This is a genomic window from Anaerorhabdus sp. (assembly GCF_036637135.1).
GTDB lineage: Bacteria > Bacillota_I > Bacilli_A > Erysipelotrichales > Erysipelotrichaceae > Anaerorhabdus.
Genome location: NZ_JAVWNC010000015.1, coordinates 1 through 17,676 on the forward strand (window position 1 = coordinate 1; position 17,676 = coordinate 17,676).

Consider the following 17,676-nt stretch of genomic DNA (forward strand, 5'->3'; position numbering starts at 1 on the left):
TACTGCAACCTGATAAAACAGTTATAAGAAGCATTACTACAAATAATAGTTTCATAAAGACCTCCATTCATCATCCTAACAATACTAAGATTTATTTTTTAAGCCAATTAATTATTTTGTATTAGATATATCTTATTTATACTATTAATAAATATCAATCAAACTAAAAAGTAAAAATCATCTATTATGTAAATGGATGATTTTTTTAGGATGTTACGATAACTAAGAAAACTTATTGAACAATTTGATAAAATAATATTATTCTTGATTTATTTGTGATTATAGAAAATTTATAAATAGTGTAACTGCAACAATTCCAATAATCATAAATGTCCAAATACTACTTATAATTGTGGATATCAAATTTAATATATTTCTACTTTCTTTATTCTTTACACAAGAAAATGAAAGAATTAATCCTACTAGTACAAATACAATATTGAGTCCTGCCCATATAGTTCGTACCTCATCTATTAAATGAACTCCAAGTAAATTTGGAATAAAAGTTAAGAGGGGTAAAAGGCAAATTATAAGTGCTGTTTGACTTACTCCTATGTACTTTGTATTTTTCATCATCTCATCTCCTTTCTTCCAAATTTTTTCATTGATAAAGTAAGCATGAATAGAAATAACAGAATTGCACATGGCAAGAATGGAAATAATTGGAACACACCTGTTGGATCTGAAGTTGTGAATGCATTTAGAGAGCATGATACTAAGTACCCACTATAGCAATAAGGATACGCTATCCAAAACGGTGTATTCGCCACTAAGACACCTGGTATAACGAGAAATAGATTTAACCCAACTGATAGTAGCGCTTTTTCAAAAATAACTGTAATTGCCCACATGGTTGCGATACAAGGTAACATAGTGAGAAATAAACCTACACACCATTTAATTAAATACATAATGGGTAATACCTCAGTTATACCTGCACTTGTCGTAGCAAGAACACCCGCAACCACAAAGACCGCTAAGAACACAATGATTTCCATAAATAAATAAAAAACAAGAACACAAAATTTAGCAAGCGATAGCATCGTACGATTAACTGGTAACGCAAGCATTTTTAAAATACCATTATTTCCAGTCTCACGCCCTGCAATCATGACACAAACTACAATCATACTAAAAGGTAATAAATAATAACTATAAACCAAAGCACTTTGAATGAACATAGCTGCCCAAGCATTCGTATATTCTGGTGTCAAATAACGACTCAAATTCGCTACTCCTGATATCACAACCAATAATGGTGCAATGAAAATTAACGGAATTATCATTGAACGTTTTACTTTAGTGAATTCAATTTTAACTAATTCTATGAAGTTCATATACCTACCTCCTATTCATAACGAACATTCTTTGATGCATATAGTCCAGCAAAAAGAAAAACAAGGGATTCAACAATTGAAACAATGACTATCATGGTGTCAGGAATCGCAGACATGGCGACAGCTGGTTTTAACATAACCACAAAGGGATTTATCATCAACAATTCAATGTTTGTGGTAGCCATAGCCATACCACTTAAAAACCCAGCAACTCCTATACCCAATGTAACCCACATATTTTCAAAACGAGATGATATAAAAAGCATAAATGATAGAACAGGCATTGACGTTATGAATGAATATAGTGCAAAACCACACAATACATTCAATTCAAATGCTCCTGTGGGTAACTCAGTAATACCAATTTGAATAAGTGCTAAATTTTGAATACATATTGCAATAAAGAATGTAACAACAAGAATCATGAACTTACAGAAATACATCGAAGGTACACTAATTGGAAGCATATGCATCTTTTTAATTGCATTACCTTTGAATTCCATGTTGTAAATCATACAAGTTGCGACAATGATACCAAACATATTTAAAACCATGATCATTCCATACAATTGTGTTAACAAAACATCCATGGGTGGTATTGGCAAATTAAGTAATGTCTGTTTTCTTACAATAAAATTAACAAAAGCATAAGCCGCTCCTAATATTCCAACCAATAGTAATACAGGAATAATACCCACTCTTTTTTCTTTACTTATTTCAATGAAGATATTCTTCATAATTTTGCCCTTTGTTTTCTATCTGTATTATCTTTTTCAATCATCGATAGAAACAAGTTCTCTAAGTTATCAATAGGAAATCCATTTTCTAATGCTTTTTTAAGTAAATCATTTAAGCTCCCTTCAAATAACATACTGCCATGATTTAGTATACCTATATCATCTGCAATAAGTTCTATCTCTGATAACATATGGGAAGAAATTAAAATGGTACAATCATATAACTTTGGCAATGATTTTATTAAATTACGTATTTCATGAATTCCCGATGGATCTAGTCCATTAGTTGGTTCATCGAGAATAAGAATAGGCGGTTTTCCCAATAACGCACCAGCCAATCCTAAACGTTGTTTCATACCCAATGAATACTTTTTAACAAGTCGATTACCAAATTCAGCTAATCCAACCATTTCTAAAGCATCTTCAACAACTGATTTAGGTAATCCCAATATTTTCCTTATAATCTCCAAATTTTCTGAACCTGTTAAATTTGCATAAAATGAAGGTGATTCAATAAATGATCCGACTTCCTTTAAAATTTGTATTCTTTCTTGAGGAAATTGTTTTCCATCAATGACAAAACTCCCTTTACTTGGTTCAGTCAATCCCAACAACATTTTCATCGTTGTGGATTTCCCTGCTCCATTTGGTCCCAAAAAACCATAGATACTTCCTTTCTTTATGTGCAACGAAACCTTGTTAACGGCAATAAATTTTTTGTAACGTTTTGTTAGATGTTCTGTTTGGATAATGTAGTTCATACATCTACCTCCTTTGTTAATTCCATATTAATCGACCAACCTTACTGCAACATTCTTGTAACCTTACATCTTCCTTACATTGACTATAGAAACAAGGAATTTAAAAAAACCTGCGTTATAATAGGATTAACACAGGGGGATTCACTATGAATATCGATTATCTCAAGAACAAACGAATATTACTTGTAGACGATGAAGTAACACTTTTAGATATGATTCTATCTATCCTCAAAGACGATGGTTTTAAAAATTTAGCAATCGCTCATACCGTAGAAGAAGCTCTACTTGTGGCGGATAAGTTTCATCCAGAAATAGCTATATTGGATGTTATGTTACCTGATGGCAATGGGTTTGATTTAATGAATCTTCTTAGAGAAAATGATAACTATCCTATTTTATTCTTGACCGCAAAAGGCGAAGATGACGATAGACTTAAAGGATTGGGACTAGGTGCTGATGATTATATTGTCAAACCCTTTTTGCCTAAAGAACTTACTTTCCGTATCATCGCAATTTTAAGAAGAACTTATAAGATGGATAATCCACTCGTTCAGCTATCACATAGTCAAATTGATTTCGCTCGTGCCGAAGTTATAAAAAACGACAATCATTTACCACTAACCGCTAAGGAACATGAATTGTTAACTATTCTCTATCGAAATGCTGGTCGCATTGTAACAATTGATGCTTTGTGTGAAGCTGCTTGGGGTGATAATCCTTTTGGATATGAGAATTCACTCATGGCTCATATCCGACGTATTCGAGAAAAAATTGAATTAGACCCTTCTCATCCACAATCACTTGTGACCATTAAAGGTCTTGGCTATAAATTAATTGTGGAGGTTCAATAAATGAAAAGCATACTAAAATTAACTCGTCGTTTTGTGAGCATCATGATTACAAGTATTCTTCTACTTGTCTTATTGAATTTTCTTATTCTCGCTCTATTTGTAAACAAACCATCTCCTTATGGAAGTCCTTGGAATACGGCTATTGAAGTTGCGAATGATTTAAAAATAGAGAATCATTATTATTCCTTATCTGATGATCTATTAAATAAATTACATAAGCTGAATATTTGGGCTATGCTTATTGAAAATGATACTCAGGAAGTTATTTGGAGTACCGACAATTTGCCACTAAATATTCCAAAACAATATTCGCTAAGTGATATTTCTAATCTTACTCGTGGTTATATTAAAGATTACCCAACATTTACAGCTAATGCTGAAAATGGCTTATTGGTTTTGGGTTACCCTAAAGATAGTTTTTGGAAACACACTCGAGCTACATGGGATTATCAACTAATCGCAAACTCACCTATCATTGTACTTGGTATCTTGGGTGCAAACCTTGTTCTTGTCCTTCTTATTTATCTTGTTGTCAATGCTCGACTTCTTCGTTCGATTAAACCTATCGCTAATGGCATTCAATACCTACCTACAGGAATGCCTGTTCATATTAATGAAAATGGTCTTCTTTGTGATCTTGCAAAGAATATCAACGCATCTTCGACCACCATACAAGTACAAAAAGAAGAGTTAAAAAAGAAAGACACAGCAAGAGCAAATTGGATTGCAGGTGTCTCTCATGATATTAGAACTCCTTTGTCAATGGTTATGGGGTATGCGGGTCAATTAGCAGAATCACAAACGATAACAGAAGATGAACGAAATAAAGCACTGATCATTGTTAAACAAAGTGAAAGAATGAAAAATCTAATTCAGGACCTTAATTTGGCATCAAAACTTGAATATAACATGCAACCCATTCATCTTGCTACTGAGAATTGTGTAGTAGTTCTACGACAAATCGTAGTAGATTTTATGAACACGAACCTACCAAATGAATATCAAGTAAAATGGTTAACTGATGAATCCCTTATATCTCCAGTCAACATTGATAAAGATTTAGTAAAGCGTGCAGTTATTAATATTATGCAAAACTGCGTTTTGCATAATGACACTGGATGTACTATTTATGTTTCCATCAAAAATGAAAAAAATGAATGTATTATCACAATTGAAGATGATGGCATTGGTGTTACTAATGAAAAAATATTAGATTTAAATTCTATTCAACATTATATGGTTTGTGATAGCAACACTATCGAACAACGTCATGGATTAGGCTTATTAATCGTTAAACAAATTATGAATGCCCATCTTGGTAATATCACCATTAATCATAGTTCCTATGGAGGATTCAAAGTTGTGTTATCCCTTCTATTACTATAAATTAAACAAAGAGTTGAGTGTTCTTCATTTTACCAATTTAACTTAATAATCTACGCTTTGAATAATTCATCTTGACAAAAGGTTAGGATATTAATATCCTTTAGTTAGTTACTTGGTTGTGCGTTAAGTGCTAGTGCTTGGGAAGCATTGGACGAAAAGGAAACTTGCGGTACAACTATAGTCCCACATCTGTGAACTGAGTCTTCTTACTCACACATTGTGGAGGAAGGAGACTTTTTATGTTCAAAAAATCAGCTCAAAATCTAAAATCAATTAAGTATCTTGCTATTATGGCAGTTTTCATCGCCCTTAAGGTTATTATGGCGGGTGTTTTCATTCCCGTAGGGGAAAATCTGAGAATTTCATTTTCGTTTCTTATCATCGCTGTAGAGGCTTGTATCATTGGACCTATCCCTGGTCTTGTGAGTGGTTTCATCACTGATTTGATTGGCTTTATGTTATTTCCATTTGGTGCTTTTTTCCCAGGATATATTTTAAGTGCCATGCTAAACTGCTTTATCTATGCAGTCTTCTTATATGACACTCGTATTTCAATCACAAAATTATTTCTATCCAAAACCATCGTATCTTATTTCTGTAATGTACTACTTGGCTCATTATGGAGTTCAATGTTGTACTCAAAAGGATTTATTTTCTATGCCACTGCCAGTGTAGTAAAAAATACGATACTACTTCCAATTGAAGTAATACTTTTAGTTATTGTATTCAAACTATTACTACCTTACCTACAAAAAAAGAACCTTGTACCTGTACAAGATTCTAAAATGCCACTTATTTAATTCCACCAATACGAATTGAATCATCTAGCATTGTAATAACGGCACTATACTCTTCATAAATGCTTTCTTTGTTTTCTAAACCATCGGTAATTTCTTCAAATAGAATTACTTTTGTTGGATTTGATTCACTATATATTAAGTCAGCTTTTGGTTGACTTTTTTCTATTGTTACAACACCATCTACAACTGTCTTTTGAACATAAATACTTCCAATCATTCCTATGCTTGCATCCAAATCATCTTCATCTGTAATTAGGTTACCTAAAGAGTAATAAACAATTGTATCATCAATCCATTCAATCGGTTGAATACTTCCTGTACCTGTCCCTACGATCACATCAGCACCAGAATCAGCTAATAACTTCGCAACACGATGTTGTTCATTTGTTACTTCGAATGAATCTACATCTTGCCAATCAAGATACACTAACACGATATCCACTTGGCTTCTTAATTTTGTAATATCTTCCATCGCTTTTTGATCATTATATATGTCTAAAACAAATGGTTTCGTTATTGCATATTCCGTAACATTTTCCGGCATAGTATAAGATAGTAATCCAAATGTTATTCCATTCTTATCATAAATATTAGTCGTTGCTTGATCACTTGAACGACTACCAGAAACATACAATGTTTGATTGTTCCAATAAGTATGTGAATCCAATAATTGTGTTTCACCTAACGCTAATTGATCCGCTGATGCAATTGACACCATTGAATAACCAATACTTGTTAATGTATCCACAAATGTTGTCGGAACACCTTCGCCTTTGTAATCTTTCACAACTGAATCATCAAGTTGAAATATAGCTACATCATTATTACTTACTGCAGGTTCAATGTTTTCAATTAAAGGATAGAAATCTTGTACTCCATCAATTGTATATTCAGCTATGATTTCATCATCTATGTTTATTTTTCCACTAAAGAATACACTTGCACTGTAATTACTTACAACCGGTGGTTTTGTTTTCTCAATAACTTCTTCTTTTTGTTTTTGATTAAATGTATTAATCAATATTAACAAAACAACACTAACGGCGATAATGCAAAATACAATTGTTAAAACAAGTGCAACAATTTCTTTTTCTAACTTTTTATTTTTCATAATATCACCCCAATTTCATTATACACAATTTAACCTTGTTTTTCCTTAATTCTTCTTTTCAAATCTTCAACGATATGAGCACAATCCCCCTCATACCCCGTATCGCCCAGTTGAATATTGGGTTTTGTTTTACCATGGAAATCACTTCCAACAGTCATGCATAAATTCTTTTCTTCACATAAAGCTTTATAGAACCTTGCATCTTCTTGATTATGATAGGAACAATATGCTTCAAATCCATCTATATTCGATTCTATCAGTGCATCAATAAGTATTTTTTCTCTACCTATTGTTACTTTAGGATGCGCACAAATCGCAACACCTTTAAGTCGATGTATCATCGCTATGATATCACGATAATCCGGTAACATCATTTCAACATATCCCCACTTACCAATCGCAAGATGATCCCAATAAAAATTCGCTATAGGACTCTTACTTTTCTCACCTGTTTGATAAATTTCCAATTCAGGATGTTGTACATCTTCAAGAAGGACTTGCTCTATTTCAACATTGGTATAAGGATATCCCCCATGAGTTAATGCTTGAATTTTATTAACATCTAATTTACATTGAAATCGCTCTTCGATTAATTTTAATCTTATTTCTGCAATACGATCTAATTCTTTAACATATGCTTGTTTCAAATCATGGATTTCTTGATTATTAAGATCCATTCCATAGGCTGTTAAGTGAATGATTGCATCCAAGCAGAAACAATCAATTTCAATGCCTGATATAATTTCTATTTCATTTTGTTTTTGAGCTTCCAATGATCCTTCATATGTATTATGATCACATATCGCTAAAACATCAATTTGAGCTTTATTCGCTCTTTGTAAAATATCTTCTACGCTTTGAGTACTATCAAAGCTATAAAAAGAATGACAATGCAAATCACATTTCATGAGTATCACCACCGTGTTAATTATAACATATTCATGATACAATTGGGTGGGTGATACAATGAGTAACTATAGTAAAATAAAGCATGATTTATTCAATCAAAAACTAATTGTTGTGAGCAAAAAAAGAAGCATTGAACAAATACAAAGCTATTATGACCTTGGTGAACGTAGTTTTGGTGAAAATCGCTACGATGAACTTATCGATAAGGCTAAGGCTTTACCAAAAGATATCGAATGGCATTTTATTGGGCATCTACAACGTAATAAGGTGAAATATGTTCTACCCTATGTAAGTCTTATTCAATCAGTTGAAAGTATGGAACTTGTTCAAATAATTGATAAAGAAGCAAAGAAATTAAATCGTATTATACCTATACTGATTCAATTTAACTTTGCAAAAGAGGATACAAAAAGTGGATTACCTCATAACGAAGCAATCCCATTTATTACTGAATGTTTAAATTATTCCCATGTTCAAGTGAAAGGTATCATGTGTATGGGTCCACACACTGAGGATATTAGTGCAATTGAACATGTATTTGAAGAAGCTCATCAATGCTTCCTTGAACTTCAAAATCATTTTGGTAGAGATATCATTACTGAATGTTCAATGGGTATGAGTGATGATTACAACCTTGCCATTCAGCATGGTTCTACCATGGTGAGAATTGGTTCTATCCTATTTAACGAAAAGTAGATTATTCTACTTTTTTTATTTGAAGAAGCTCCATCCACAAAATACGTAAAATAAATAAATGACAAATCCTTGAATACCCACAACATCAAATGCATATTTAAGTTGAGGCAACACAATATAACCTAGATCCCAAAAAATAAAGAAAATGAAAAAGAAGGCAACAATAAACTTTTGTATCCACCCATTACTTCTCTTACCATAGTGAAGACTAACTCCAAACGCAAAACAAGTCGCTGCAATTAAAACTATAATTACTTCTCTTGGTACATAAGCGTTTAAAAATCTAACTAATAATCCACCTACAATCATGATACAAAGTGGATATCCAACATTCTTCCAAAAATTATTCATACTATCACCCCTTGAATACCTCATTAGTTTACATGATTCTTCTCATTTTATCTAGACTATTCTTGATTTTGATGGGTTCTACTTCTATACTTATAGATAAGATAGAAGAGGTATGAATATGACATTTACTAGAAAAGTTGCAGATTTAGTTCCTATTGAAGATACAGTATTTGCCGTTGTAGACTTGGCGAACAAAGAGGCACAACGCATTGGACCAGAGAATGTAGTTAACGCTACCATTGGCGCATTATATGATGAAAAAGGCGAATTAGTTGCCTATAAAAGTGTATTCGATCATTACAATCTAATTTCAAATAAAATAAAAGCTAAATATGCTGCAAGTTTTGTAGGTAATGATTCTTATCGTAACCAAGTATATCAATGGGTAACACAAGGTGCAGATATCCATTTAGCACACCGTGTTATCGCTACTCCTGGTGGAAGTGGTGCTGTTAGTATGACTTTCTCAAATATACTAGATGCAAACGAAACAGTCATTCTACCTCATATTGCTTGGGGTAGTTATAAATTAATGGCTACTCAAAATAATTTTGATGTCAAAACATATTCATTATTTGAAGGCGATCATTTCAATTTAGACTCATTCAAATTTGTATGTAGCGAAGTATTAAATAAACAAAAGAAGTTATTAGTCGTAATTAATGATCCTTGTCATAATCCAACTGGATATTCTATGACAAGAAAGGAATGGGACGAAGTAATTTCTTTCCTAAATAAATGTTCTGAAATAGGCCCTGTTGTCTTAATTGATGATATTGCCTATATTGATTATGCTTATGATATCCCTCAATCACGAAAAGTTATGGAAGCTTTTAATCATATTTCTGATAATGTACTTATCAGCGTTGCATTTAGCTCTTCTAAGACTTGTACATCTTATGGATTACGTTGTGGTGCGGCGGTACTATTAGCGAAGAAAGAAGAAAGTGTTCGTGAAGTTGAAATTGTATTTGAAAAACATGCAAGAGCTGTTTGGAGTAATATACCAAATGCAGCAATGGACAACTTTACTTGGGTAACTACGGATAACTATTTTAATTTCTTATCAGAGAAACAAGACTACATTGATTTACTTAAAGAAAGAAGTTCAATCTTCATGGAAGAAGCAAGCAAAGTTGGTTTAGATGTTTATCCATATAAAGAAGGATTCTTCATTACAGTAAAATGTAAAGACAACAAACAACGTGACGCATTACATGAACAACTCATCAAGCATCACATCTTTACAGTAAAAGTAAATCTTGGTATTCGTGTTGCGATATGTTCGTGCTCAATTGAAAAAACAAAAGGACTTGCAACGGCGATAAAAATGTTAATTGATTAAGAAAAGAAGGACGATGAGAAACTCATCGCCCTTTTATTGTGATTGCATTACTCCATGCAATACATCCATTTTCATCAACACATTCAACACGTCCATAAACTTCGTGTCCTCTGAGTTTGTAGTTTGCTTTCTCAAGTAATTCACCAGGTAGTGCCCTTACAGTTAGACCATCTCCCACACGATTACCTACTATAAAACGTATTTCCTTAACCTTTGAACAAGTGATATATAAGGCATCCTCATCAATTCCAAAATCAATAATAGTTGGACCTGATGATGAATAAAAGTTACCATCTAATAAGCTTTGCACAATCGATTCGTGTGTTAATTGTGGTGCTTGCACCATAACATATCCTCCTCCTGAATCTGGAAGACGTGGGTTATTGTGATTGTCATCCGTCGCAACACACGGCATCATCATTCCTCTTCTTAAAAGAATATCCCAATGCAATGTGTCATATCCTGTATTGCTTTCTAATTCAGTTCCATAGTTAAAGATTTCTAAAGCCCAACAATTTTGTGTGTTTATAAAATCATCTTGATCAACTCTTGACCAAACAGGATGATTCATCATCACAAACATACCATAAGAGCGCAATTGGTCGCACATTTCTTGCGCAACTTCTTGCCCTTTCCACTCACCCAAATACTTTCTTGGAGTTAATCGTGTTCCACTTTCTAAGTTCTTTAATTTATTTAGTTGCATTTCTTTTGTTCCAAGAAAACCATTCATATGGTGGCACTTAATTGAATAGGAATTGTCACTTGTTTTTAGATATGCGGATAGTTCAATACCAGGTAACGTAATAAAGTTTTCATCATCTAATTCTTCTCGATGATCAAAGTATGCATCGTGATCCGTTAAACTTATAAATTGATAACCAAGATTTTGATACAATTCCTTTGATTGAATTGGATCTAATTTTCCATCAGATAATGTTGTGTGTGAATGAAGATTTCCCTTATACCATTCACCATTGCCTTTAAATATACTTTTTTTCATGATTATTCTCTCTCAGATTTATTCAATAAATCATATTATAATATCTTAAATAATTCCTTTAAATTCAAGATTTTGTAATCCGCTAAATGATTACTATCTTTCATTTCTTGATTTCGTTGAATCCAAACAGTATGCATATTGCATTTTTTTGCAGGTTCAATATCATTATCAATGCGATCTCCAATCATTATCGCTTGTTGAGGGCTACACCCTGAACGACTTAATGCTAATTCAAATATTCTTAAATCCGGTTTTTCAATACCTTCTTCGGCAGATGAAACAATCACATCAAAATAATGAAGGATTCCTTGACGCTCTAATCGCTTTGATAAGCCTAACAATTGATTCGCAATGATACCCAATTTATATTTGTTTTTCAAATAATCCAATACTTCAATCGTATCTTTGTAAAGTTCTTCTCGATCACTTACCCAGGGTTTTCTTGCTAGTTGATAATACTCACAAGCACCACGATATCCTGGTTTACCATCAAGTAATAATTCTTCTATCTTTTCATAGAAAGTATCAAAAGAAATATTTGTTCCCTCAATTGTATTTTTGATTTGCATATGAAATGCATTGATCTCATCTACCAAAGTAGAGCCCACATCGAAGAATATCCATTCAATATTATCATTCATATTTATTTAACGTTTTTTAAACATGATTTGATAGTTTTGATGAGATTATCGCAGTCTTTCTTTTCAACCCAATAATGCGTTACAATACGAAACTGTTGATCACAACTTGGGTTAATTAGAATTTTATTTTTATTGCATAAATCCATAAATTTCTTTTCACTAAATTTCTTCTTATCAAATTTAAAGAAAACCATATTGATTTGAACATTTTCTACATTCACTTCAATTCCATCAAGTTTTGCAAGTTCAGTTGCAATATATTTTGCATGATCATGATCTTCTTTTAGTCGTTTTGTCATCTTCTTTAGTGCTACAAGTCCACATGCTGCCATCATACCTGCTTGGCGAGTTCCTCCCCCAATCATTTTTCTATGACGTCTTGCTGTTTCAATAAATTCTTTGCTTCCAACGATCATTGACCCATAAGGTGCAGATAATCCTTTTGATAAACAAAAAGTTACACTATCCGTATATTTTGCAATCTCCTTCACATCACATTTTAATGCTGTTGCCGCATTAAAAACACGGGCACCATCAAGATGTAGTTTTAAATTGTATTTCTTTGCCATTTCATAGTTCGCTTTCATGATATCAAGTGGAATAACTAACCCATTTGATAATGCATTTTCCATACTAACTAATGTTGTTTTTGGCTCATGAATATCATCCGCACGAATACTCTTTTCAATATCTTCAGGATAGATAAAATCATTCTCATGACAAATCACTCTTGGCATAACTTGGCATATTTGTGCGATACCTGCTTGTTCATGTGTAATGATGTGGTTATTGTAACCTGTAATAATTTCTTCACCACGATTTGTGTGTGACCAAATAGAAAGTAAATTGCCCATGGTTCCACTACTTACAAATAACCCTGCTTCCTTACCTAACATCTTCGCTGCTAATGCTTCAAGTTCAATAACAGTTGGATCATCCCCATAAACATCATCTCCAACTTTTGCATTCATCATTGCATTTCTCATTTCTTGAGTTGGAAATGTAACGGTGTCACTTCTGAAATCCATAAATTTCATTCCATTTTTTTCTTTACGCATAAGATTTCTCCTTTTCCTATCATTATAAAAGACAATCCATAGATTGTCTTTAGTTAATTTGCGTAATTACCTTTGTTTCTCGTGTTTTTTGTACATCAATACATCGTTGATTACTAGAACCCTTGAATTTAAGCTCCAATGATTTTAAACCATTCATAAACTTACCATCAACCAATACATCAATCAGTTCTATGAATTGGTGAATTGAATCATCACTAGAATCCAATAATTCTTCCCAAGTATATCCTGAGTAACACCAAACATCCAAACCAAGTAACTTTGCATAGCGAGCTATTTCTATACATTGTTTAGCTTGTAACATAGGTTCACCACCAGAAAATGTAATCCCTGTATGATAATCATATTCTTTTATTTCTTTGCATAACAAATCAATGTCAACTTCTTGCCCCTCATTAAAATCATGTGATTGCGGGTTATGGCAACCTGGGCAATGATGAGGACAACCTTGTGTCCATACAACTAGCCTAAGTCCTGGACCATCAACGATACTATCTGTTTGTAAAGAAGATGCTAGTCTAATTTTTGCCATGCTTAACGCGGTCTCTTACTTCCGCAAGTTTAGCATTATTGAAACGATCTAATGTACCTACTAAGTAACCTGTAATACGACGAATTCTTTCAAATGGAATTTCTTCTTCTTTGCGATGACATTGAGGACATTCATCATTAATAATGCCATTATATCCACACACTGGATCACGATCCAATGGATGATTAATTGCACCATACCCAATGTTTGCATCTCTCATAATACGTACAATCTTTTCGAATGCTTCTAAATTATTTGCCATATCACCATCAACTTCAACATAAGAAATATGTCCACCATTTGTATACTCATGGTAAGGAGCCTCTATTTCAAGTTTACGTTTGATATTGATTGGATAATAAACTGGCACATGGAATGAATTTGTATAGTAATCTCTTTCTGTTACATTCGGAATAGGTCCATAAACTTCATTATCAATCTTGATGAATCTACCTGATAATCCTTCTGCAGGTGTTGCGATAAGAGAAAAGTTAAGCCCTGTTTCTTTACTATATTCATCACATAAGTCACGCATTCTTTTTACAATACTTAAACCAAGTTGTTGTGATTCTTCACTTTCACCATGGTGTTTACCTGTTAAGGCAACTAAACATTCTGCAAGTCCAATAAATCCAATTGTAAGTGTTCCTTGTTTTAATACAGAAGCAACTGAATCTTCCATATCCAATTTTTCTGAACCCTTCCAATTGCCTTGAGCCATCAAGAATGGGAAGTTCTTTACTTTCTTTTGACATTGAACTTTATAACGTTCTATCAATTGACCTTTAATTAGTTCCATTTTTGAATCAAGTTCTTCAAAGAAGCCATTCATATCATCTTTGCCTAAACCATGCTTAATACCTAAACGAGGTAAGTTGATTGAAGTAAAACTTAAGTTACCTCTACCTACAACAACTTCATCTTCTGGACAAGCACTATTTCCAATTACACGTGTTCTACAACCCATATAAGCTATTTCAGTTTCAGGTCTACCTTCTTTGTAATATTGTTTATTAAATGGTGCATCAATGAATGCAAAGTTTGGAAACATTCTCTTTGATGAACAACGAATAGCTAATTTGAATAAATCATAGTTTACATCTTCAGGATTATAGTTATTTCCTTCTTTTACTTTAAAGATAAGAATTGGGAAAATTGGTGTTTCATGATTACCAAGTCCACTTTCCATCGCTAGTAGTAAATTACGAGAAACCATTCTTCCCGATTCACTTGTACAAGTTCCAAAGTTGATTGAACTAAATGGTACTTGTGCTCCTGCACGAGAATGCATTGTATTCAAGTTATGAATTAAACCTTCCATTGCTTGATATGTTTCTCTTTCTGTTCTTTGCATTACTTTTTCGAATATTTTTTCTGTATTTTCTACACATACTAAATCAGTACATGTCTCAATTGCCTCATTAATCGTTTTTAACTCTTCTTCTGTGTAGTGATTCGTAAAATCTTGATAATCCACTAACACATGATGATAATTCTTTTTGAATGAACAAAGAACACCCATTGATAAATAATAATCAAACAAAGGAATTGCTTGTCCACCATGTTGGTCATTTTGGTTTGATTGAATCGCAATCGCTGTTAATGACGCATAAGATCCAATACTTTTTGGTTCTCTTAAAAAACCATGACCTGTGTTAAATCCATCTTTAAATAGTTGATCCAAATTAATTTGAAGACAAGTAGTTGTACCCATTGGATAAAAGTCCATATCATGAATATGGATATCTCCAAAATCATGAGCATCTCCATAACGTTTATCTAAACAATATGCTCCTGTATAAGCTTTTGATAAAGTACTACCGTACTTCAACATTAACCCCATTGCAGTATCACCGTTGATATTTGCGTTTTCTCTTTTTTCATCTACTTCGCTTGCTTCTTTGATTCCAAAATTTTCCAATGTTTTCATTAACTTGTGTTCTTTTGATGAGAAACACTCACGAGCTAATGTTCTTTTTTGACGATATTGTTTGAATCTTTTATATTCAGCTACAAATTGATTTTCAACATATGATTCTTCTACAATATCTTGAATTCTTTCAATCTCAATTTTGTTTACATTTAATTCTTTGATTTTTTCCATGACACTAATGCAAATCTTATCCACATCAGTTTGAATATTATCTTGATTAATAAATGCTTTCTCAATTGCTTTTTCAATTTTCTCACGATTAAATTGAACGATTCTACCATCGCGCTTAATTACTTCAATATTTTCCATGTGTTATGCTCCCTTTTCTAATGGTAGAGAAACCTAGTTGCTTTTACAGTATTTCGACTTGAGTTCATCCTACTTTTCACCTTCCCGTAATAAATACAGTGGTTATTGAATTTCGTCCCTTTCACGGCTGCTAGGTCAGTTCTAGATTTACACTAGATTCCTGTCTCTATTCTATTTTAGTTAAAACTATCAACAAGATTAAATGTGAAGTTATCTCCATCTTTAATCATTGTTTCATCTATACCCATGCACATACCTTGAGCTTTACATGATTCGTTGTTATCAGATTCATATAACCACCAAGGTCCTGCTTCTTGTGATCCTTGCTCAACACCACATAACGATACGATAAAACGACCATATGAACTATCTTCTGTTACCATTTGAACATCTTTTGCTTCAGCTAAAGCATCTCCTAAAGTTTCTGCATCAGTGTGAATTGTACCATTATATAATTCCTTATTTTCGATTGTATCCATTACTACAATGTTTAATGCTTTTTCTCCTACTTGCGCATCTTGTTTTGGCATTAATTGGTTAAAGCCAAAGATAGCCAATAAAGCTACAACTGCGATCGATAATGCGATAATTATTTTCTTTTTCATTTCATTTCTCCCTGTATTTTGTTTAAAACTTTTAGACATGGTTCAAAGATAAGTAGACACATAAATGCACTGAGACAACCTTGTATTAAAGAAGTTTTTAATCCTAATATGATATAGAATAAAGTAACTTCTTTAGACAATAAAATGAAAGGTAAATCTAATAGCTGCCCTGTCGCAAAAGATAATAGTCCACAAATAAAAACCATGAATCCTAACCTCTTTAATAATATTGGTTTTAGTACTGAGACAATTAAACTATATGTAGGATATATGACTACATACATCATTGTCCATATGTTGATCCCTTGAATAAGCATGTTCACCATACCAAAGATCAGTGAAGCGAAAATTGCTTCATTCCGTTTGAATGCACACGCAAACAAACATACTGTAAACGTGATCCCTTCAAGATAAAGAATTTGCGAAAATATCGTAAATACTACACTTTGGATGCTGGCCATAATCGCTATTTTTGTTAGTGTTCTAACATCCATAACTTTTTGATGTGAACTGCTTCTCTTCGATATGTTCACCCTTATTTTCAACCAATGCCATCAAAAAGAAAATATTTGAAAGAAGATTGAAGAAATCATGTAGAATGGGTCTTTTCTCTCTTGCTTCCTCTTGATCAATTTTATGAATGATTCGGATTATCGCTTTTGTTTTACTGCGAAGACAATGTAAATAACTTGCGCCTAATGACCCTTGTGGTAAGACAAAGTACTTACATGATCCAATCTTATTCAAGATTTCATCGTACAAATTCGTGAGATAGTTGATATCCTCTTCTTCAATTGCCATCTTTGCTCTCATGGAACCATTCGCATGATAGATAAGTTCTACAAGCCTACTCAAGTCACTATGTTTTACATAATGCATTGCTAAACCTGTTTCTGATGCTAACTCATCTGTTGCGATTTCATAATCACATAACGATGATGACTCATAAAGAAATGAATACGCACAAGCACGTGTATCTTTCATAAATTCACCCCTTTTTTCAAATAAAAAACTCATTCTTCATTGAATGAGTGAATAAAGTACGAAATAAACATAAATATGTTTAAACCGCCGACATCTTTCACCCAGAAGAATCGTAAATATTTGCAACAGGCAGGTCTACCGGCTTAGCTTCATCCTTGATTTTCCCTTCCCGTACATTGGTTGTACAGTGGTTATAAAAATCTCGTCCACATCACGGTTGCTGGGGCAGCTAGAGATTAAACTCTATTCCCTTTTAAGGTTTTACACCATATTGCTTAATGTATTATAGCACAGTTTTTCTATGTTAAA

At 32.9% G+C, this 17,676-nt stretch carries 20 protein-coding genes and 2 riboswitches; of the genes, 5 read left to right on the forward strand and 15 right to left on the reverse strand.

Going from position 1 to position 17,676, the window contains the following annotated elements; translation table 11 throughout:
* Positions 1-279: 279 nt before the first annotated feature.
* From RR643_RS04245 to RR643_RS04260, 4 genes are read right to left on the reverse strand one after another with little or no spacing between them, the layout of a single operon-like run.
* Positions 280-573, reverse strand: coding sequence for a hypothetical protein (locus RR643_RS04245; RefSeq protein ID WP_332482410.1), 294 nt, complete (start codon positions 571-573; stop codon positions 280-282).
* Entirely contained in the window at positions 573-1,337 is a 765-nt protein-coding gene (locus tag RR643_RS04250) for an ABC transporter permease (RefSeq protein ID WP_332482411.1), read from the reverse strand. Before RR643_RS04250 ends, RR643_RS04245 begins: the two co-directional genes overlap by 1 nt.
* An 11-nt stretch (positions 1,338-1,348) precedes the next feature.
* Positions 1,349-2,074 (reverse strand): ABC transporter permease, encoded by a 726-nt coding sequence (locus tag RR643_RS04255; protein ID WP_332482412.1) that lies wholly within the window; start codon positions 2,072-2,074, stop codon positions 1,349-1,351.
* Complete coding sequence (locus tag RR643_RS04260) at positions 2,071-2,835, reverse strand: ABC transporter ATP-binding protein (RefSeq protein ID WP_332482413.1); 765 nt, start codon at positions 2,833-2,835, stop codon at positions 2,071-2,073. Before RR643_RS04260 ends, RR643_RS04255 begins: the two co-directional genes overlap by 4 nt.
* Positions 2,836-2,981: 146 nt before the next feature.
* Between RR643_RS04260 and RR643_RS04265 the strand changes: the two genes are divergently transcribed.
* From RR643_RS04265 to RR643_RS04275, 3 genes are all read left to right on the forward strand, one after another.
* Positions 2,982-3,686 (forward strand): response regulator transcription factor, encoded by a 705-nt coding sequence (locus RR643_RS04265; RefSeq protein WP_332482414.1) that lies wholly within the window; start codon positions 2,982-2,984, stop codon positions 3,684-3,686.
* Entirely contained in the window at positions 3,687-5,072 is a 1,386-nt protein-coding gene (locus RR643_RS04270; RefSeq protein WP_332482415.1) for a sensor histidine kinase, read from the forward strand.
* A gap of 239 nt (positions 5,073-5,311) precedes the next feature.
* On the forward strand, positions 5,312-5,872 hold the full coding sequence (locus RR643_RS04275; RefSeq protein ID WP_332468998.1) for a folate family ECF transporter S component: 561 nt from the start codon (positions 5,312-5,314) through the stop codon (positions 5,870-5,872).
* Here RR643_RS04275 and RR643_RS04280 read toward each other — a convergent pair.
* Together RR643_RS04280 and RR643_RS04285 are read right to left on the reverse strand one after the other, a co-directional pair.
* Complete coding sequence (locus tag RR643_RS04280) at positions 5,865-6,983, reverse strand: CapA family protein (RefSeq protein WP_332482416.1); 1,119 nt, start codon at positions 6,981-6,983, stop codon at positions 5,865-5,867. The two genes, RR643_RS04275 and RR643_RS04280, sit on opposite strands and share 8 nt — an antisense overlap.
* 29 nt (positions 6,984-7,012) lie before the next feature.
* Positions 7,013-7,891 (reverse strand): PHP domain-containing protein, encoded by an 879-nt coding sequence (locus RR643_RS04285; RefSeq protein WP_332468996.1) that lies wholly within the window; start codon positions 7,889-7,891, stop codon positions 7,013-7,015.
* Between the two features lie 58 nt (positions 7,892-7,949).
* On the opposite strand from RR643_RS04285, the gene RR643_RS04290 reads away from it, so the two are divergent.
* Positions 7,950-8,588 (forward strand): YggS family pyridoxal phosphate-dependent enzyme, encoded by a 639-nt coding sequence (locus RR643_RS04290; protein WP_332472376.1) that lies wholly within the window; start codon positions 7,950-7,952, stop codon positions 8,586-8,588.
* Positions 8,589-8,603: 15 nt separating this feature from the next.
* Here RR643_RS04290 and RR643_RS04295 read toward each other — a convergent pair whose 3' ends face one another.
* Positions 8,604-8,939, reverse strand: coding sequence for a hypothetical protein (locus RR643_RS04295; protein ID WP_332468994.1), 336 nt, complete (start codon positions 8,937-8,939; stop codon positions 8,604-8,606).
* Positions 8,940-9,057: 118 nt separating this feature from the next.
* On the opposite strand from RR643_RS04295, the gene RR643_RS04300 reads away from it, so the two are divergent.
* Positions 9,058-10,284 (forward strand): pyridoxal phosphate-dependent aminotransferase, encoded by a 1,227-nt coding sequence (locus RR643_RS04300; RefSeq protein WP_332468993.1) that lies wholly within the window; start codon positions 9,058-9,060, stop codon positions 10,282-10,284.
* 22 nt (positions 10,285-10,306) lie between these two features.
* Here the strand turns inward: RR643_RS04300 and RR643_RS04305 are convergent, their stop codons facing one another.
* The 8 genes from RR643_RS04305 to RR643_RS04340 all read right to left on the reverse strand — a co-directional run bounded on the left by RR643_RS04305 (position 10,307) and on the right by RR643_RS04340 (position 17,367).
* Positions 10,307-11,287 (reverse strand): hypothetical protein, encoded by a 981-nt coding sequence (locus tag RR643_RS04305; RefSeq protein ID WP_332482417.1) that lies wholly within the window; start codon positions 11,285-11,287, stop codon positions 10,307-10,309.
* Between the two features lie 35 nt (positions 11,288-11,322).
* Positions 11,323-11,928: an HAD family hydrolase gene (locus RR643_RS04310; RefSeq protein WP_332482418.1), complete on the reverse strand. Its 606-nt coding sequence runs from the start codon at positions 11,926-11,928 to the stop codon at positions 11,323-11,325.
* Positions 11,929-11,930: 2 nt separating this feature from the next.
* On the reverse strand, positions 11,931-12,986 hold the full coding sequence (ltaE, locus tag RR643_RS04315; RefSeq protein WP_332468990.1) for a low-specificity L-threonine aldolase: 1,056 nt from the start codon (positions 12,984-12,986) through the stop codon (positions 11,931-11,933).
* 49 nt (positions 12,987-13,035) lie between these two features.
* On the reverse strand, positions 13,036-13,536 hold the full coding sequence (nrdG, locus tag RR643_RS04320) for an anaerobic ribonucleoside-triphosphate reductase activating protein (protein WP_332468989.1): 501 nt from the start codon (positions 13,534-13,536) through the stop codon (positions 13,036-13,038).
* Entirely contained in the window at positions 13,523-15,778 is a 2,256-nt protein-coding gene (locus RR643_RS04325; protein ID WP_332482419.1) for an anaerobic ribonucleoside triphosphate reductase, read from the reverse strand. The genes nrdG and RR643_RS04325 overlap by 14 nt, the downstream gene beginning before the upstream one ends.
* Before the next feature lie 26 nt (positions 15,779-15,804).
* Positions 15,805-15,983, reverse strand: a riboswitch (cobalamin riboswitch).
* Complete coding sequence (locus tag RR643_RS04330) at positions 15,955-16,383, reverse strand: hypothetical protein (RefSeq protein WP_332468987.1); 429 nt, start codon at positions 16,381-16,383, stop codon at positions 15,955-15,957. Its footprint overlaps the riboswitch before it by 29 nt.
* The gene (locus tag RR643_RS04335) at positions 16,380-16,916 is read right to left on the reverse strand and encodes a cytochrome B (protein WP_332468986.1); all 537 of its coding nucleotides are present in this window, start codon (positions 16,914-16,916) and stop codon (positions 16,380-16,382) included. The genes RR643_RS04330 and RR643_RS04335 overlap by 4 nt, the downstream gene beginning before the upstream one ends.
* Complete coding sequence (locus RR643_RS04340) at positions 16,867-17,367, reverse strand: ATP:cob(I)alamin adenosyltransferase (protein ID WP_332468985.1); 501 nt, start codon at positions 17,365-17,367, stop codon at positions 16,867-16,869. The genes RR643_RS04335 and RR643_RS04340 overlap by 50 nt, the downstream gene beginning before the upstream one ends.
* 111 nt (positions 17,368-17,478) lie before the next feature.
* Positions 17,479-17,654, reverse strand: a riboswitch (cobalamin riboswitch).
* Positions 17,655-17,676: the final 22 nt, after the last annotated feature.

Bases quoted from the DNA above. Each gene is read 5' to 3' on its own strand.
- RR643_RS04305 (WP_332482417.1), bottom strand. From the start codon at position 11,287: ATGAAAAAAAGTATATTTAAAGGCAATGGTGAATGGTATAAGGGAAAT.
- nrdG (WP_332468989.1), bottom strand. From the start codon at position 13,536: ATGGCAAAAATTAGACTAGCATCTTCTTTACAAACAGATAGTATCGTT.
- RR643_RS04255 (WP_332482412.1), bottom strand. From the start codon at position 2,074: ATGAAGAATATCTTCATTGAAATAAGTAAAGAAAAAAGAGTGGGTATT.
- RR643_RS04260 (WP_332482413.1), bottom strand. From the start codon at position 2,835: ATGAACTACATTATCCAAACAGAACATCTAACAAAACGTTACAAAAAA.
- RR643_RS04265 (WP_332482414.1), top strand. From the start codon at position 2,982: ATGAATATCGATTATCTCAAGAACAAACGAATATTACTTGTAGACGAT.
- RR643_RS04295 (WP_332468994.1), bottom strand. From the start codon at position 8,939: ATGAATAATTTTTGGAAGAATGTTGGATATCCACTTTGTATCATGATT.
- RR643_RS04330 (WP_332468987.1), bottom strand. From the start codon at position 16,383: ATGAAAAAGAAAATAATTATCGCATTATCGATCGCAGTTGTAGCTTTA.
- RR643_RS04290 (WP_332472376.1), top strand. From the start codon at position 7,950: ATGAGTAACTATAGTAAAATAAAGCATGATTTATTCAATCAAAAACTA.
- RR643_RS04275 (WP_332468998.1), top strand. From the start codon at position 5,312: ATGTTCAAAAAATCAGCTCAAAATCTAAAATCAATTAAGTATCTTGCT.
- RR643_RS04310 (WP_332482418.1), bottom strand. From the start codon at position 11,928: ATGAATGATAATATTGAATGGATATTCTTCGATGTGGGCTCTACTTTG.
- ltaE (WP_332468990.1), bottom strand. From the start codon at position 12,986: ATGCGTAAAGAAAAAAATGGAATGAAATTTATGGATTTCAGAAGTGAC.
- RR643_RS04245 (WP_332482410.1), bottom strand. From the start codon at position 573: ATGAAAAATACAAAGTACATAGGAGTAAGTCAAACAGCACTTATAATT.
- RR643_RS04325 (WP_332482419.1), bottom strand. From the start codon at position 15,778: ATGGAAAATATTGAAGTAATTAAGCGCGATGGTAGAATCGTTCAATTT.
- RR643_RS04300 (WP_332468993.1), top strand. From the start codon at position 9,058: ATGACATTTACTAGAAAAGTTGCAGATTTAGTTCCTATTGAAGATACA.
- RR643_RS04280 (WP_332482416.1), bottom strand. From the start codon at position 6,983: ATGAAAAATAAAAAGTTAGAAAAAGAAATTGTTGCACTTGTTTTAACA.
- RR643_RS04340 (WP_332468985.1), bottom strand. From the start codon at position 17,367: ATGAAAGATACACGTGCTTGTGCGTATTCATTTCTTTATGAGTCATCA.
- RR643_RS04270 (WP_332482415.1), top strand. From the start codon at position 3,687: ATGAAAAGCATACTAAAATTAACTCGTCGTTTTGTGAGCATCATGATT.
- RR643_RS04285 (WP_332468996.1), bottom strand. From the start codon at position 7,891: ATGAAATGTGATTTGCATTGTCATTCTTTTTATAGCTTTGATAGTACT.
- RR643_RS04250 (WP_332482411.1), bottom strand. From the start codon at position 1,337: ATGAACTTCATAGAATTAGTTAAAATTGAATTCACTAAAGTAAAACGT.